This window comes from Carnobacterium sp. (assembly GCF_049673005.1).
Classification (GTDB): domain Bacteria; phylum Bacillota; class Bacilli; order Lactobacillales; family Carnobacteriaceae; genus Carnobacterium_A.
This window is the reverse complement of record NZ_JBATXB010000103.1, coordinates 1-15,229: the sequence shown is the minus strand read 5'-3', so window position 1 is coordinate 15,229 and position 15,229 is coordinate 1. Positions and strand designations below refer to the sequence as shown.

At 34.4% G+C, this 15,229-nt stretch carries 15 protein-coding genes and 1 tRNA gene; 14 read left to right on the top strand and 2 right to left on the bottom strand.

Annotation, left to right across the window (positions count from 1 at the left end):
- Positions 1 to 225: 225 nt before the first annotated feature.
- The 13 genes from liaX (at position 226) to whiA (ending at position 13,193) form a co-directional block, all read left to right on the top strand.
- Positions 226 to 1,791, top strand: a complete 1,566-nt coding sequence (gene liaX, locus WBF61_RS07535; RefSeq protein ID WP_424255316.1) for a daptomycin-sensing surface protein LiaX — start codon at positions 226 to 228, stop codon at positions 1,789 to 1,791.
- Between the two features lie 62 nt (positions 1,792 to 1,853).
- Positions 1,854 to 2,162: a PspC domain-containing protein gene (locus WBF61_RS07530; RefSeq protein WP_424255314.1), complete on the top strand. Its 309-nt coding sequence runs from the start codon at positions 1,854 to 1,856 to the stop codon at positions 2,160 to 2,162.
- Positions 2,162 to 2,515 carry a phage holin family protein gene (locus WBF61_RS07525; RefSeq protein WP_424255312.1) on the top strand — a complete coding sequence of 118 codons (354 nt, stop codon included), beginning with the start codon at positions 2,162 to 2,164 and terminating at the stop codon, positions 2,513 to 2,515. Before WBF61_RS07530 ends, WBF61_RS07525 begins: the two co-directional genes overlap by 1 nt.
- Before the next feature lie 243 nt (positions 2,516 to 2,758).
- A complete protein-coding gene (gene hprK, locus WBF61_RS07520) occupies positions 2,759 to 3,694 on the top strand; it encodes an HPr(Ser) kinase/phosphatase (RefSeq protein ID WP_424255310.1) in 936 nt (311 codons plus the stop codon).
- 15 nt (positions 3,695 to 3,709) lie between these two features.
- On the top strand, positions 3,710 to 4,567 hold the full coding sequence (lgt, locus tag WBF61_RS07515; RefSeq protein WP_424255308.1) for a prolipoprotein diacylglyceryl transferase: 858 nt from the start codon (positions 3,710 to 3,712) through the stop codon (positions 4,565 to 4,567).
- Positions 4,568 to 4,648: 81 nt separating this feature from the next.
- Positions 4,649 to 5,656 carry an NAD(P)H-dependent glycerol-3-phosphate dehydrogenase gene (locus tag WBF61_RS07510; protein WP_424255306.1) on the top strand — a complete coding sequence of 336 codons (1,008 nt, stop codon included), beginning with the start codon at positions 4,649 to 4,651 and terminating at the stop codon, positions 5,654 to 5,656.
- Between the two features lie 42 nt (positions 5,657 to 5,698).
- A complete protein-coding gene (galU, locus tag WBF61_RS07505) occupies positions 5,699 to 6,592 on the top strand; it encodes a UTP--glucose-1-phosphate uridylyltransferase GalU (protein WP_424255304.1) in 894 nt (297 codons plus the stop codon).
- Between the two features lie 181 nt (positions 6,593 to 6,773).
- Positions 6,774 to 7,205 (top strand): tetratricopeptide repeat protein, encoded by a 432-nt coding sequence (locus WBF61_RS07500; RefSeq protein WP_424255302.1) that lies wholly within the window; start codon positions 6,774 to 6,776, stop codon positions 7,203 to 7,205.
- Between the two features lie 103 nt (positions 7,206 to 7,308).
- Positions 7,309 to 8,268, top strand: a complete 960-nt coding sequence (trxB, locus tag WBF61_RS07495; RefSeq protein WP_424255300.1) for a thioredoxin-disulfide reductase — start codon at positions 7,309 to 7,311, stop codon at positions 8,266 to 8,268.
- A 151-nt stretch (positions 8,269 to 8,419) separates the two neighbouring features.
- A complete protein-coding gene (locus WBF61_RS07490) occupies positions 8,420 to 10,147 on the top strand; it encodes a phospho-sugar mutase (RefSeq protein ID WP_424255298.1) in 1,728 nt (575 codons plus the stop codon).
- Positions 10,148 to 10,300: 153 nt separating this feature from the next.
- A complete protein-coding gene (gene rapZ, locus WBF61_RS07485; protein WP_424255319.1) occupies positions 10,301 to 11,191 on the top strand; it encodes an RNase adapter RapZ in 891 nt (296 codons plus the stop codon).
- A complete protein-coding gene (locus WBF61_RS07480; protein ID WP_424255317.1) occupies positions 11,185 to 12,201 on the top strand; it encodes a gluconeogenesis factor YvcK family protein in 1,017 nt (338 codons plus the stop codon). Before rapZ ends, WBF61_RS07480 begins: the two co-directional genes overlap by 7 nt.
- Before the next feature lie 35 nt (positions 12,202 to 12,236).
- A complete protein-coding gene (whiA, locus tag WBF61_RS07475; RefSeq protein ID WP_424255297.1) occupies positions 12,237 to 13,193 on the top strand; it encodes a DNA-binding protein WhiA in 957 nt (318 codons plus the stop codon).
- A 61-nt stretch (positions 13,194 to 13,254) separates the two neighbouring features.
- On the opposite strand, the gene rpoN is transcribed toward whiA, so the two are convergent.
- Positions 13,255 to 14,607, bottom strand: a complete 1,353-nt coding sequence (gene rpoN / locus WBF61_RS07470) for an RNA polymerase factor sigma-54 (protein WP_424255295.1) — start codon at positions 14,605 to 14,607, stop codon at positions 13,255 to 13,257.
- A gap of 165 nt (positions 14,608 to 14,772) precedes the next feature.
- Between rpoN and WBF61_RS07465 the strand changes: the two genes are divergently transcribed.
- Positions 14,773 to 14,844 (top strand) — tRNA-Arg (locus tag WBF61_RS07465).
- Between the two features lie 154 nt (positions 14,845 to 14,998).
- On the opposite strand, the gene WBF61_RS07460 is transcribed toward WBF61_RS07465, so the two are convergent.
- On the bottom strand, positions 14,999 to 15,229 hold a 231-nt coding region (locus WBF61_RS07460), incomplete at its 5' end, for a GIY-YIG nuclease family protein (protein WP_424255293.1).

Genomic DNA, 15,229 nt, shown 5'->3' with positions numbered 1-15,229 from the left:
TGTACTATGGTGTTTTACTACCTCAGTTTATAGGTTCGTGTTAAAATGAAGGTGAGAAAAATAATGATTCAGTCTAAGTAACCACATACAAATCGTTCTAAAGTCCTATGACAAAATTCATTTAGTAAAGCATAATAGAACTATAAACAAGAACAACTTATAACCGGTCGGATGCCAATTGAATAATGAATAGATAGATGGAATATTCCAAGGAGGGATAGTATCATGAAAGAAAGAGAAAGAATTTTAGAATTAGTAAAACAAGATATCATTTCAACAGAAGAGGCCCTTATTTTACTAGAAAATAGTGCTAAAAAAGATGGCAAAGAAGCTGTTAAAAGAGACGAAACAGCAGCTCAGGATCAGTCTTTTGTTCAGGAACCTATTGAGTCTCCAGAGTTAGAAGAGATAAATGAGAATGAAACGGATCAAGAAGAATACGATGAATATAAGAAAGAACAAAAGAAAGACAAAGAACAACTAGAAGCTATACTAGAACAACTCTCTAATGAAGCTTCAAATTATTCTGTTCAACTAGATGAAAAAAATGTTGAAATTTCAGAAGTCACTGGTCAACTAAATAGAGCAAATGAAAAACTACATGTATTAGAAACGTTAGAAGACTTAGATGAATTGGATAGTGAAAAAGAACCAGAATTGAAAAAGTTGACTTACGCAATAGAAGAATACGAAGCTCAATTAACTGATCTTGAAGAAGATAAAACGAAATTAATGGAAAAATTACGTATAGTTAAACAGAAACAATGGGGATCTCAAAAAAAACAATTAATCGAAAAATTTGAAATTCCAGAAGATTGGAAAGATGTTGCTAATGAGACAATTAATCAAGTTGGTGGAAAAATGACAGAAGCAGGAAATCAATTTGGTAAATTAATGAAGAATACTTTTTCTTCAGTGATGGAAAACATGGATTGGAAAGATGTGAATGTTCGCGTTCCTGGATTAGCATCTACAAAATTTACTCATGAATTCAATTACCCTGATTCGAAAGCATCTATTATTGATGTAAAAGTTGCTAACGGGGACGTTGTTTTCAAAACTTGGAAGGGCGAAGATATTAAAGTTGAAACGGATAATAAAATATATGGAAAACTTGATTCAGATACACCTTTACAAGCATTTGAAAAACGCAGTACAATTGATGTAACAGAAGAAAGACTGGTATTTCATATTCCAAACAAACGGATTCGTTGTGATGTGACATTTTACTTGCCTGAAAGAGTATACGATCACACAGCCATCAAGTTATTAAATGGAAGTGTAAGAATAGAAGATTTCGAAGCTAAAGATATCTATGTTAAATGTACGAATGGCGATATGACTTTCGAAAAAGTTAAAGCAACAATGATTGAAACTGAAGGTGTAAATGGAAAAGTTTCTATTTTAGATAGCACAACTAGAGATTTAATTGTTAATAGCATCAATGGTGGAATTGTAACACAGGGCGATTTTAACGGAGCTGATTTATCAACCGTTAACGGTACGGTTAAAGTTACAATCATAGGTGAAGAGCTGCAACGTTTAGAAGCTTCGTCTGTAAATGGCGCAGTCAAAGTATCTGTACCCAAAGAGTTAACTATAGAAGGAAGCGCAAAGAGTAATTTAGGAACAATTCAAAATCGAATGGGCAACATAGAAATAATTAAAGAAAAGAAAGACCGTACGAATCAATTACTTGAATTTAGAAGACAAAGTGAAGGCAATCCTGTTATACTGACAGTTAGTACTACTACAGGGAATATTTTCTTGAAAGACAACGAAACAAAATAAACTAGAATGGTAGTTGTTGATAGACAAATTCAATCTACTATTTTGAAGGAGTGGATAAGAAGATGAAAAAATTAACAAAATCAAATGATGATAAAGTTATTAGTGGTGTCTTAGGTGGGATTGCAGAATATTTCGGTTTTGATGCGAGTTTCTTGCGTATTTTATACGCCATTGCTATCGTTTTTGGATTAGGTTCACCAATTGTTTTATACGTTATTCTGGCGTTGGTTATACCAAGTGCGCCAGGTCAAGGTAAAAAAGATTGGTACAGTTCATTTACTAATACGAAAAACGAAAGCAGACCTCGTAAAGAAGCGGAAAAAATTTATGAAGAGAAGAAAGGAACCAACGATGATTGGAGTGATTTTTAGTGAAATATTGGCAGATTATTGTCATTAATGCACTGATTTTCATAGCGTTGTCAGGTTTCTTACAAAATTCCTTTTATGTAGCGAATGTTTGGATTGCATTAGCAGCAAGCTTTGTTTTATCGCTATTAAATATAGCCGTTAAACCAATTTTGCTTCTCTTATCTTTGCCGATAACAATTCTTACATTAGGACTGTTTAGTATTATTATTAATGCTAGTATGCTAAGTTTAACTTCTTTAATTGTGGGCTCAGGGTTTCAATTTAGAACATTTGGAACGGCTGTCTTAGTTGCGATTATTCTGTCCATTGTAAATACGTTTATCAGTAGCAGAGTAATTGTAAAAAGATGGTAAGTTAAACCAATTTAAACAGTATGTACTAGACAAATGAGTCTATACATACTGTTTTTTTTATCAAAAAGCTAAATATAAAATATATACCAATCATTTACTGTAGAATTTACATGGAAAAAACGTGATTCCCTTTATTAGCCTAGTTTAAAATGGTAAAATAGAAAGCGTAAGCAACTTTTTTTAAGAATCGATTTATTATAAACGGTAGCAACCAAGTAAATGGAGCTCAAAGGAGAATTAAGTATGACTAATAGTGTAACTGTAAAAGAACTAGTGGACTCTCTTAAGTTAGTTGTACATAACGGAGAGGAATTTTTAAACAGAACGATTCAAACTAGTGACCTCTCAAGACCTGGGTTAGAATTAACGGGTTATTTCAACTACTATCCACAAGAGCGACTACAATTGTTTGGGAAAACTGAGATTTCATTTTCAGAACGGATGTCTAGTGATGAACGCCTGATGGTTTTTCGCAAGATGTGTCAACCGGATACTCCAGCGTTTTTGGTTTCTCGAGATATGGAGTTACCTAAAGAATTAATCCAGGCAACAATAGAAAAAGACATTCCATTGTTGTCGTCATCGTATGCGACAACACGTCTTGCTAGTAATGTTACGAACTTTTTAGAAGAAAGATTAGCTACAAGGGAGTCCGTTCATGGTGTCTTAATTGATATTTATGGAATGGGTGTCATGATTACTGGTGATAGTGGTGTTGGTAAAAGCGAGACAGCGCTAGAATTAATTCAAAGAGGACACCGTTTAGTAGCAGATGATCGAGTTGAACTTCATGTTGTTGGAGAAAATCGTTTAATTGGTGAACCACCTGAAATTTTGCGTAATTTAATCGAAATTCGTGGAGTAGGTATTATTGACGTTGTTAATTTATTTGGTGTAGGGGCTATTCGATTAAGTAAAGTGGTTAATCTAATTGTTAACTTAGAATTATGGGATAAAAACACTAAATTTGATCGTTTAGGATCGGCTGATGGAAAACGAAGAATTTCTAATATCGACGTTCCTTTAGTTTCTATCCCCGTTAAAACTGGTCGGAATTTAGCCGTTATTATTGAATCAGCTGCAATGAATTTCCGTGCTAAACAAATGGGATATAATGCAACAGAAACCTTTGAAAGAAATCTTGAAAAATTAATTAAAAGCAATTCGAATGAGGATTAAAAAGGAGATTAAAAGATGAACTTTGTATTCAATGCAATCAATCCGGTTGCATTTTCACTAGGACCTATAGAAGTTCATTGGTATGGTGTTATTATCGCATCGGCTATTTTTGTAGCGCTATTCTTGAGTATGCGTGAAGGAAATAAACGCGGAATCGAAGAAGACCATATAGTGAACATGATTTTGTGGGCTTTACCGATAGCATTCATTGGAGCTCGATTGTACTATGTGGTTTTTGAATTAGATTATTACTTGCAAAATCCAGGCGAAATAATAGCCATCTGGAATGGTGGAATTGCTATATATGGTGGGCTGATTGCTGGAGGTTTAACGGTCTATTGGTATACGAAAAAACATGGCATACCGATTTGGTTGATGTTAGATGTACTTGCTCCAAATGTTTTATTGGCACAAGCTATAGGGCGATGGGGAAATTTTATCAATCAAGAAGCACACGGTGGAGAAGTAACAAGAAGTTTTTTAGAAAATCTCTATTTACCTGATTTTATTATCAATCAAATGTCTATTAAAGGCATCTATTACCATCCGACATTCCTATATGAATCACTTTGGAGTTTAGCTGGTTTTATATTGATACTATTAATAAGAAACCGTAAATCTCTATTACGACGTGGCGAAGTAGCCTTGACCTATGTTTTGTGGTATTCATTGGGACGTTTCTTCATTGAAGGACTTAGAACAGATAGTTTGTGGTTAGGAGATTGGATTCGTGTATCTCAAGCGTTATCCGTTATTTTATTTTTAGGAGCATTGATTATCTGGATAATGAGAAGAAGAGATTATCCGCCGATTCCTTATTACTTAGACGGATTAACGGCAGAGGAAGAAAAAACAATCACTAAAATTAGTTAAATGATTAGACGCAACTACCTATCTTTTAGCTGGATAATAAGAAAAAGATAATGAAATTAGAACAAGGAGTGACTCATTAATATGTCAAACAAAATCGCCGTACTAGGTGCTGGTTCATGGGGAACAGCTTTATCAATGGTTCTAGAAGAAAACGGACACGAAGTTCGTTTATGGAGTCACAATCAAGAACAAGTTGATGAAATCAATCAGTTCCATACAAATAAACATTACTTGCCTGAAGTTAAGCTTTCAAAAAAAATAAGTGCTTCTGCTAATTTGACAGAGGTTCTAGAGTCAGTTGATGCTGTTCTATTTGTTATTCCAACAAAAGCTATTCGAGAAGTTGCTCAAAAGGTAGAAGTAAGCTTGAATAAACCAGCAGTCATCATTCATGCAAGCAAAGGGTTAGAGCAAGAAACACATAAACGCATATCGATTATTTTAGAAGAAGAAATTTCTATGGATAAACGTAAAGCAGTCGTTGCTTTATCTGGTCCTAGTCATGCAGAAGAGGTAGCAGTTAAAGACTTGACAACGATAACTGCTGCGTCTCCGGATTTAGATTCAGCTACTTTTGTTCAGCAGTTATTCATGAATGATTATTTTAGAGTTTATACAAATAAAGATATCATTGGTGTTGAGCTAGGTGCAGCACTGAAAAATATTATAGCGCTTGGCGCTGGTGCTCTCAATGGTTTAGGTTATGGTGATAATGCTAAAGCCGCTTTAATGACTAGAGGGTTGGCTGAAATCAGTCGTTTAGGTGTAGCTTTTGGAGCAGATCCATTAACATTTATTGGTTTGAGTGGCGTTGGAGATTTAATTGTAACTTGTACGAGTGTGTATTCTCGAAACTGGCAAGCGGGTAACTTTTTAGGAAAAGGAATGACAGTAACAGAGACCTTAGCACATATGGAAATGGTTGCTGAAGGAATTACAACAACTAAAGCAGTTTATGAACTAGCAAAAGAAAAAAATATAGACATGCCAATTACTGCAGCAATTTATGATGTATTGTATAATAGAGCTAATGTTAAAGAGGCTGTTGATTCTTTGATGAAACGCGATGGAAAATCAGAAGGCCACTAATCAGGTGATTTTTTAAAAGTAAAGTATTGGAGGAAATTAAACATGCAAAAAGTTCGTAAAGCAGTCATTCCAGCTGCAGGTTTAGGTACTCGTTTTTTACCAGCTACAAAAGCAATGGCAAAAGAAATGTTGCCGATTGTTGATAAGCCAACAATTCAATTTATCGTGGAGGAAGCTATTAATTCAGGAATTGAAGATATTTTGATTGTTACAGGGAAAAGCAAACGACCGATTGAAGATCACTTTGATTCAAATCCTGAATTAGAAGAAAATTTAAGGGCTAAAGACAAGCTAGCTTTATTAGAGTTGGTTGAAGAAACGACCGGTTTGAATTTGTTTTTTGTTCGCCAATCTTATCCAAAAGGTTTAGGACATGCTGTTTTACAAGCAAAAGCATTCATTGGAAATGAACCGTTTGTTGTGATGCTTGGGGACGATTTAATGGAAGACGAGGTTCCTTTAACAAAGCAATTGATTAACGGATACGATAAAACACATGCCTCAAATATTGCAGTGATGAAAGTTCCTCATGAAGATACATCTAAATATGGAATTATTGATCCTGAAGGACAAGTAGATGAAACAACCTACAATGTACGTAGTTTCGTTGAGAAACCTAATCCGGAAGATGCGCCAAGTGATTTAGCAATTATTGGAAGGTACCTTTTGACTCCTGAAATTTTTGATATTTTAGAAAAACAAGAGCCTGGTGCGGGTGGAGAAATTCAACTTACTGACGCTATTGATACATTAAATAAGACTCAACGAGTTTTTGCACATGAATTTAAAGGACAACGTTTTGATGTTGGCGACAAATTTGGGTTTTTGAAAACAAGTATTCAATATGGATTAAAGCACAATGAAGTGAAAGATGTATTGCGTGAATACATTATTGAAATGGGACAAAAACTTGAAGAAGAAGATAAAAATAAATAGTAATGTTTAATGAATTGTTCTGGATATAAAAGAATAAGCGAAAAGTCGCTCACCTTTTTTAGGTGGTGTGATGGACCGCTTTTTTTCTTGTAAACAAACTAGTTTAATAACACATTCAGGTATATGAAATGAAGTGAGTCTATGCTATACTTGCTTATCCAAATGAAGAGGAGGATGCCCAATGTCAGATGTGGAAAATGAAAAAGCTATTATTATTCCATTTATTCCAAGTAGTGACTTTTATTTCCAAAGAGGAATTAAAGCTTTTCAAAAAAATGATATGACAAAGGCTAAAGAGTACCTCTTACGTGCAAGTACGTTGAGTAAGAATGAAGAGGAAAGAGTTTTTGCTCTTTGTCAATTAGCTATTTGTTATCAACAAACAGGTGAGTTTGCAGAGTCAATGGAAATACTAGATGATTTAATTCAAAATGATGGAGATATTTTTCCTGAAGCTTATTATTTTCAAGCTAATAATTATGCATTTTTAGATGAATTAGAAGAAGCGCTAGAATTAGTCATTAAATATTTAGAATTAGAACCTGATGGTGACTTTTCTGATGAAGCAGATTCTTTAAAACAAGTTATTGAGGTAGAATTAAAAGATTTTTAATAATTAACTTCCATTTAGTAAGCAAATAGATGGAAGTTTTTTATTATACAGTGTAGAATAGAGAAATAAATGATAAATTGACGGAATTTAAAGGGGATATACTATGGAAACAACAGAAAAAATATATGATGTAGTTATTGTTGGAGCTGGACCTGGTGGGATGACAGCTGCTCTTTATGCGTCGCGTTCGAACTTAAGTACTCTGATAATAGAGCGTGGAGTTCCTGGTGGACAGATGATGAATACGGCTGAAGTAGAAAATTACTCAGGATTTAGCAGTATTAAAGGACCTGAACTTTCCGAAAATATGTACCAAGGGGCTAAACGTTTTGGTGCAGAACACATCTACGGAGATGTTAAAGAAATAATCGATGGTCGAGAGTACAAAACACTACTATCAGGGAAAAAAGAATACAAAGCAAAAGCAGTTGTCATTGCAACAGGTGCTGAGCATCGTAAATTAGGAGCCGATGGAGAAGAACAATACAACGGTCGTGGAGTATCTTATTGTGCAGTCTGTGATGGGGCCTTCTTTAGAAATAAGCACTTAATGGTAGTTGGTGGAGGCGATTCAGCTGTAGAAGAGGGAACGTATCTAACACAATTTGCAAAAAAAGTAACCATTGTTCATCGACGCGATGAATTGAGAGCTCAAAAAATACTTCAAGATCGTGCATTTAAAAATGAAAAAGTTGATTTTATTTGGAATGCAACGGTTGAAACAATTTTTGGAGACGACATGAAAGTTACTGGAGTAAAATTAAAAGATACTAAAACAGGAGAACTGAGAGATGCTCCTGCTGATGGCGTATTTATCTATGTTGGTATCTTGCCAAATTCAGAACAATTTAGAAATTTAGGAATTACAGATGATGAAGGTTGGATTAAAACCAATGAACGAATGGAAACAGCCGTTCCTGGAATATTTGCAGTTGGCGATGTTCGTTTGACACCGTTGCGCCAAATAGCAACAGCTGTTGGAGATGGGAGCTTAGCTGGAGATAACGTGTTCCACTATATCGAAAGATTAAATGAATCTTTAGAAACTGAGAAGGTAAACTAAGTTAACTCTATCAAGCAAGAAACAAGGATAATTTCCTGGTTTCTTGCTTTTTTTTACGAAGTTATTTTGATGAAAGAAGAATAGATAAATGGTATACTTGTAAAAAGAGCAATTTAAGCGTTTTTCATAAAATAGCAAAGGATGATTAAATATGACTTGGGAACAAACCTATGAAGTTTGGGATAATTATGAACCGTTAGATGAAACGTTAAAAGCTGAATTACTTAGCTTAAAAGGAGATAACCATAAATTAGAAGATGCCTTTTATGCTCCTTTGGAATTTGGTACGGCAGGCATGCGTGGAATAATTGGAGTTGGGATTAACCGCATGAATCAATACACAATTCGTCAAGCCACTGAAGGGTTAGCGTTATTTATGGATAGTTTAGGAGACGAAACGAAAAAAAGAGGTGTTGCGATTGCATACGATTCAAGACATCAATCTCCAGAATTTGCTATGGAAGCTGCAAAAACATTAGGTGCACATAATATTCCAGCTTTTGTTTTTGAAAGCTTACGTCCTACTCCAGAATTGTCTTTCGCTGTACGTCAGCTAAATGCGTATGCTGGAATTATGATTACCGCTAGCCACAATCCAGCATCTTATAATGGCTATAAGGTATATGGCGAAGATGGTGGACAAATGCCTCCAAAAGAAGCAGATGCTTTAACTTCGTATGTGAGAAATGTTGAGAATAGTCTAACTGTTTCCGTAGTATCAGAAGAGGAACTTAAATCAAAGGGACTTCTAACTATTTTAGGTGAAGAAATGGATCAATTGTACCTTGAGCAAGTGAAGGCCGTAACGATTGATACTGAATTAATTAAACGAATGAGCGACAAGATGAAACTTGTCTTCACACCGCTACATGGTACAGGGCAGATGCTCGGTGAACGCGCTTTAGCTAATGCAGGCTTTAAAGGAATTACAATAGTTCCAGAACAAGCGATTGCTGATCCAGATTTTTCTACAGTGAAATCGCCAAATCCAGAAGATCCAGCAGCATTTGAATACGCACTTCGCTTAGGGAAAGAAATTGATGCGGATATATTAGTTGCAACAGATCCTGATGCAGATCGTTTAGGAATAGCGGTTAAAACGACTGTTGGAAACTATGAAGTTTTAACAGGTAATCAAATTGCTAGTTTGATGCTTTATTACTTACTATCGGTTCAAAAAGAAAAAGGAACTTTAATAGAGAATGGTGTCGTTTTAAAATCGATTGTTTCGAGTGAATTATCAACAGTTATTACAGAACATTTTGGAATGAAGATGGTTGATGTATTGACAGGATTTAAATTTATTGCAGAAAAAATTAAACAATATGAATCTGATGATAGTCAAACCTTCTTATTTGGTTTTGAAGAAAGTTATGGCTACTTAGTTAAGCCTTTTGTTCGTGATAAAGATGCAATCCAAGCACTTGTTTTAATTGCTGAAGTGACAGCTTTTTACAAAGAACAAGATAAAACACTTTATGATGGACTCCAAGATCTGTATCATGAATTTGGTTATTACAAAGAGAAAACAATTTCTATGACAATGGATGGGATTGAAGGCGCTGGGAAAATAAAAGAATTAATTGCAAGATTCCGGAAAGAAGCACCAAGAGAATTTGCAGGAATAGGTGTAGAGTGTGTAGAAGATTTTGAAAAAAGAGAACGCACATATAGAGACGGGACTAAGGAAACAATCGATATGCCTTCCTCAAATGTTTTGAAATATAAAATGGTAGATGGTAGTTGGTTAGCTATCCGACCTTCAGGCACAGAGCCAAAAATAAAATTCTACATTGGATCTTTTGCAACCTCTGCAAGTGAAGTGAATAGAAAACTAGGCGATTTTGAAGAGACGATTGAAATCGTAGTAAAAGATTAATTTATATAAGAACCATGGTGAGCTGATTAGCTTATCATGGTTTTTATCTATTGATAGTGAACTAATAACGAAACTTAGCTATACATGACACACCCGGAATGTTATAATAAGTAGGATATTAGCAAAAGGACAACTCGAAGGAGAGTGCCAATGATGGTAGAAAATTTAGAATTAGTAATTATTACAGGTATGAGCGGTGCAGGTAAAACAGTAGCTATGCAGAGCTTTGAAGATATGGGGTATTTCTGTGTAGACAATATGCCACCGAGTTTATTGCCTAAATTTTGGGAGTTAGTTAGAGAATCTGGGAAATTAACTAAAATCGCGTTGGTAATTGATTTACGCTCGCGGGCATTTTTTGATGAAATCATTACTGCCTTGGAAGGTATGGACAATACTACTTTTATTACAACGAAAATTTTATTTTTAGAAGCAGAAGATGAAGAGCTAGTTTCTCGTTATAAAGAAACAAGAAGAACTCATCCATTAGCGATGAATGATCGTGTGATAGAAGGAATTAGAAAAGAACGCGAATTGCTTAATGAAATTAAGGGACGTGCTCAAAAAGTCATTAATACAAGCCATTTAACTCCACGTAAATTAAGAGAAGAAATTCAAACAACTTTCAATGAAAAAGCTGGAGCAGATTTATTCCGTATTGAATTGGTTTCTTTTGGTTTCAAATATGGCTTACCGATTGATGCTGATTTGGTAATGGATGTACGTTTTTTACCGAACCCTCATTATGTAGATAGCTTGAGACCTTTAACCGGTGTGGATAAACCTGTGTATGATTACGTAATGAAACAACCTGAAACAGAGGTTTTTTATCGTAAATTTACTGAATTGCTAGATGTTGTTTTACCTGGCTATAAAAAAGAAGGAAAAAATAACGTAACGATAGCAATAGGTTGTACAGGTGGGAAACATCGTTCTGTCGCACTTACAGAACGTATAGGACAAAAAATTACTACGGATGGGTACCCGGTTCATATTACACATCGAGATAAAGATAAGGTGAAAGAAACGGTCAATCGATCATGATGAATGAGAAAAAAGTGAGAAAACCTAAAATTGTTGTAATAGGTGGCGGAACCGGTTTACCTGTTATATTAAAAGGGCTAAAAGCAAAGCAAGCAGACGTAACGGCTGTTGTTACGGTTGCAGATGATGGGGGCAGCAGTGGTTCTTTACGAAACTATGCAAACGTTGTTCCAGCGGGAGATATTAGAAATGTGTTGCTTTCTCTATCTACTCTTTCTGAACAATATAAAGATATTTTTCAATATCGGTTTGACAGTAAGGACCATTTTTTAGCTGGCCATTCTATTGGCAATTTAATTATAGCGGCTATGGCAGAAATGCAGGGCAGTATTTTTGATGCTATTCAATTGTTAGCGGAAATGATGGGTGTCGATGGACACGTTTATCCAGCGGCAGAAGAAGCTTTGATTTTGCATGCAATTTTTGAGGACGGGTCAAAAGTTGAGGGAGAATCTAAGATTGCAAAAGTAAATAAAAAAATTGAAAAAGTTTTTGTAACAGCCGATGAAGACAATCACGAAGTTAAAGCATCACGAGAAGTTTTAGAAGCTATTCACGGGGCAGATATGGTTGTTTTAGGTCCAGGGAGTTTATTTACGAGCATCTTACCCAATCTTATGATTGGTGATTTAGGACAAGCTGTAGTAGATACGAAAGCTGAGGTTGTTTATATTTGCAACATTATGACTCAGCTAGGTGAAACAGAAAATTTCACAGACTCAGATCATGTAAGTGTTCTGCATAAACATTTAGGTAAAAAATTTATTGATACAGTATTAGTTAATACCGAATACGTTCCCAATGATTACGTGAATCTCGTAAAGTATGATGAATATTTAGTGCAAGTTGCACATAACTTTACTGGACTATCAGAAGAAGTTCCACGCGTTATTTCAGATAATTTTCTTTTATTTAGAGATGAAGGTGTTTTTCATGATGGAAATAAAGTAGTAGAAGAATTATTCAGATTGGCTTATGAGAGCAATCGTATTCGTTACGCTAAAGCTTAAATAGTTGCTAGAAAAAGGTAAAGGAGGTGGATATAGTGTCTTATGCTTCAGAGGTAAAAAAAGAATTAACTCAATTAGAAGTTCATCGTGAGCATGCTAGAGCAGAATTAGCGGCTTTAATTCGGATGAATGGAGCAGTGAGTTTAGTAAATAAAAAATTCGTGCTGAATATTCAAACTGAAAATGCAGCGATTGCAAGAAGAATATATATCCTTTTAAAAGATCATTTTTCAGTTGAAAGTGAATTGCTAGTTCGACGCAAAATGAAATTAAAGAAAAATAATGTTTATATAGTTCGATTAAAAAGAGGCACCCAAAAAGTATTATCTGACTTATCTATTATGGACGGGATGATTATTCATAGTCATGTACCAGAAGAAATCATGACAAACTCTCAAAAAATGCGTTCTTACTTAAGAGGCTCTTTTTTAGCAGGTGGATCAGTGAATAATCCGGAAACTAGTCGGTATCATTTAGAAATTTATTCTAACTATGCGGAACACAATGATGATATTTGTCAGATGATGAATTATTTTAATATGAATGCTCGGACGTTAGAAAGACGCAATGGGTTTATTACTTATTTAAAAGAGGGTGAAAAGATTGCTGATTTCTTAGCGTTGATAGGTGCTACAAGCGGAATGTTAAAATTTGAAGATGTGCGAATCGTTCGAGATATGAGAAACTCAGTTAACCGGTTAGTGAATTGTGAAAATGCAAATTTAAATAAAACAATTGATGCAGCTAGTAAACAAATAGAGAGCATTAAATTTATTGATGATGTAATGGGGTTAGACAAACTACCAGATAAGTTACAAGAAATTGCTTTAGCAAGGCTTCAATCGCCAGAAGTTTCATTAAAGGAATTAGGTGAAATGATTCCTAGTGGCCAAATTAGTAAGTCAGGCATTAATCATCGTTTACGTAGGTTAAATGAAATTGCAGAAAAATTGCGAAACCAGCCAGCCGTTAATACTAGTGTCAGACTTTAAAAAAAGCTTCTAAAGAACAACGTTCTTTACAAGCTTTTTTTTATTTTTTTAGAAACCGGTATTAAGCTTCAAAGCGTTTACGTTTAAGAGAGGTAGGAATAAAAAGAGATTCACGATACTTAGCTACTGTTCTACGTGATATTTCAATACCTTCTTTTGATAACAGCTCAGCTAATTTTTGATCAGACAAAGGTTTTTGTTTATTTTCTGCATCAATGAAACGAGTTAGTTTCTTTTTAACTTCATTTGTAGAGACTAAATCTGGCTGATTTTGATCGGAATCATTAGTTGTTTTAGTAGTTAAAGCATTTGTAAAGAAATGTTTTAATTCAAAAATGCCAAAAGTTGTTTCTAAATACTTATCGTTAATAGAACGGCTAACGGTCGATTCGTGAATATCTAGTTCTGCTGCAATATCTTTTAAAATTAATGGTTGTATAGGATGTTCCGGAAGAATGAAAAATTCTTTTTGTTTCTTTACGATAGCTGTACCCACTCGTAAAATTGTATCCCCTCTTTGTGTAAGGCTACGTTGAAGCCATTCGTACTCGGCTTGTTTTTCTTTGATAAAATGAGTTACATCTTTATCTTTTACTTTCATCATGTCTTCAAAGTAAGCAGTTTGAAAGGATATTACAGGTAATCCAGACTTAATAGAGATAACTTTTAGTTCATTTAATTCTACTTCAACAAATAAATCAGGTTTTAAAAACTGATCAGTCTCTCCGTTAAATAAAGCACCGGGATAGGGAGTTAAAGTTTGGATGAAATCTGAAATGAGCTGAATTTCATTTAAAGAAATATCTAATTTTCTAGTAATTTCTTTCCATTTACGAGTTGTAAAAAGTTCGAACTCTTCTTCTAAGATAATGTAGGCCATATTTGGCGCATCTTCATGTCGCTCTGTTTGAAGCATGAGACATTCTTGTAAATTTCTAGCACCGACACCTGCGGGCTCTAATTGTTGAAGTAAAACTAACGCATCAAGAATTTGAAGAGGTTGAGCATTTGTTAATTTTTCAGCATCATGTAGGCTAATGGTCAAATAACCATTGGTATCCAAATATTCACTAAGCCAAATGACCAACTCTCTTAATCGTGTATCGCGCATAGTTAAGTGTATCTGCTCAGTGACGTATTCGAATAAAGATAAATAAGTATCAGGAATCTGATTCATATAGTTGGTTTCATCGTCATCGGGATTATAAGCAATGGTTGTCGGAAAATGTTCAATTAATCGTTCTTGAGGAACGCTGACTTCAATTAAAGGATTACCTAGAGCTTTTTGGTTCAAAAAGGCTAGTAAATCTTCTTGATTGTATTGCAGCATTTGAATAGATTGTTGGAGTTGTTGTGTCATTGCCATTTTTTGAACTTGGTTTTGTTGTTGAGAAAAAGATTGTTCAAAATTCATATAGCGTCCTCCTTTGATAAAATAATAGTCATGCCATTATTGTAACACAAAGGATAGGTATTTTTTTTAGATAGTAAGCAGGATGTTAAAAGTGAATACGACTTAAAGTTCTTGTTTTTTTAGGAGAAATCAGCTAAACTAAGCTAGTTGATAGTATTTAGATTTGTCTCCTTGGTGTAATGGATAGCACGTAAGATTCCGGTTCTTGAGATGGGGGTTCGATTCCCTCAGGAGGCATTAAAGTAGTTGGTTTTTGTTGCTATCTTTATTTTTATAAGTCTCGATTTTTTTGAAATTTAATACAAATCTAAAATTACGAATGTAGTTAACCAAAAAAGGTTCAGTCAATTAAAAATTGACTGAACCTTTTTATAATATCTAATACTATTAATTATATAAGCTCTATGCTTTCTATTATTAAATTTTCTTCCAATGCTAAGGTTTGACTGTACTCTTCTGCAAACATTGTTTTATTAAATTCAGCTGTTGGATCAATTTCACCTACTAAGTTTTCAAGTTCGAGTATATCTACTCTAAAAAATTCTTTTCTATAATTTACTTTATTAATTCTTTGATTTGATAATTTTTTATGGAGCTCATTCTCTAAACCTACTGCATTATC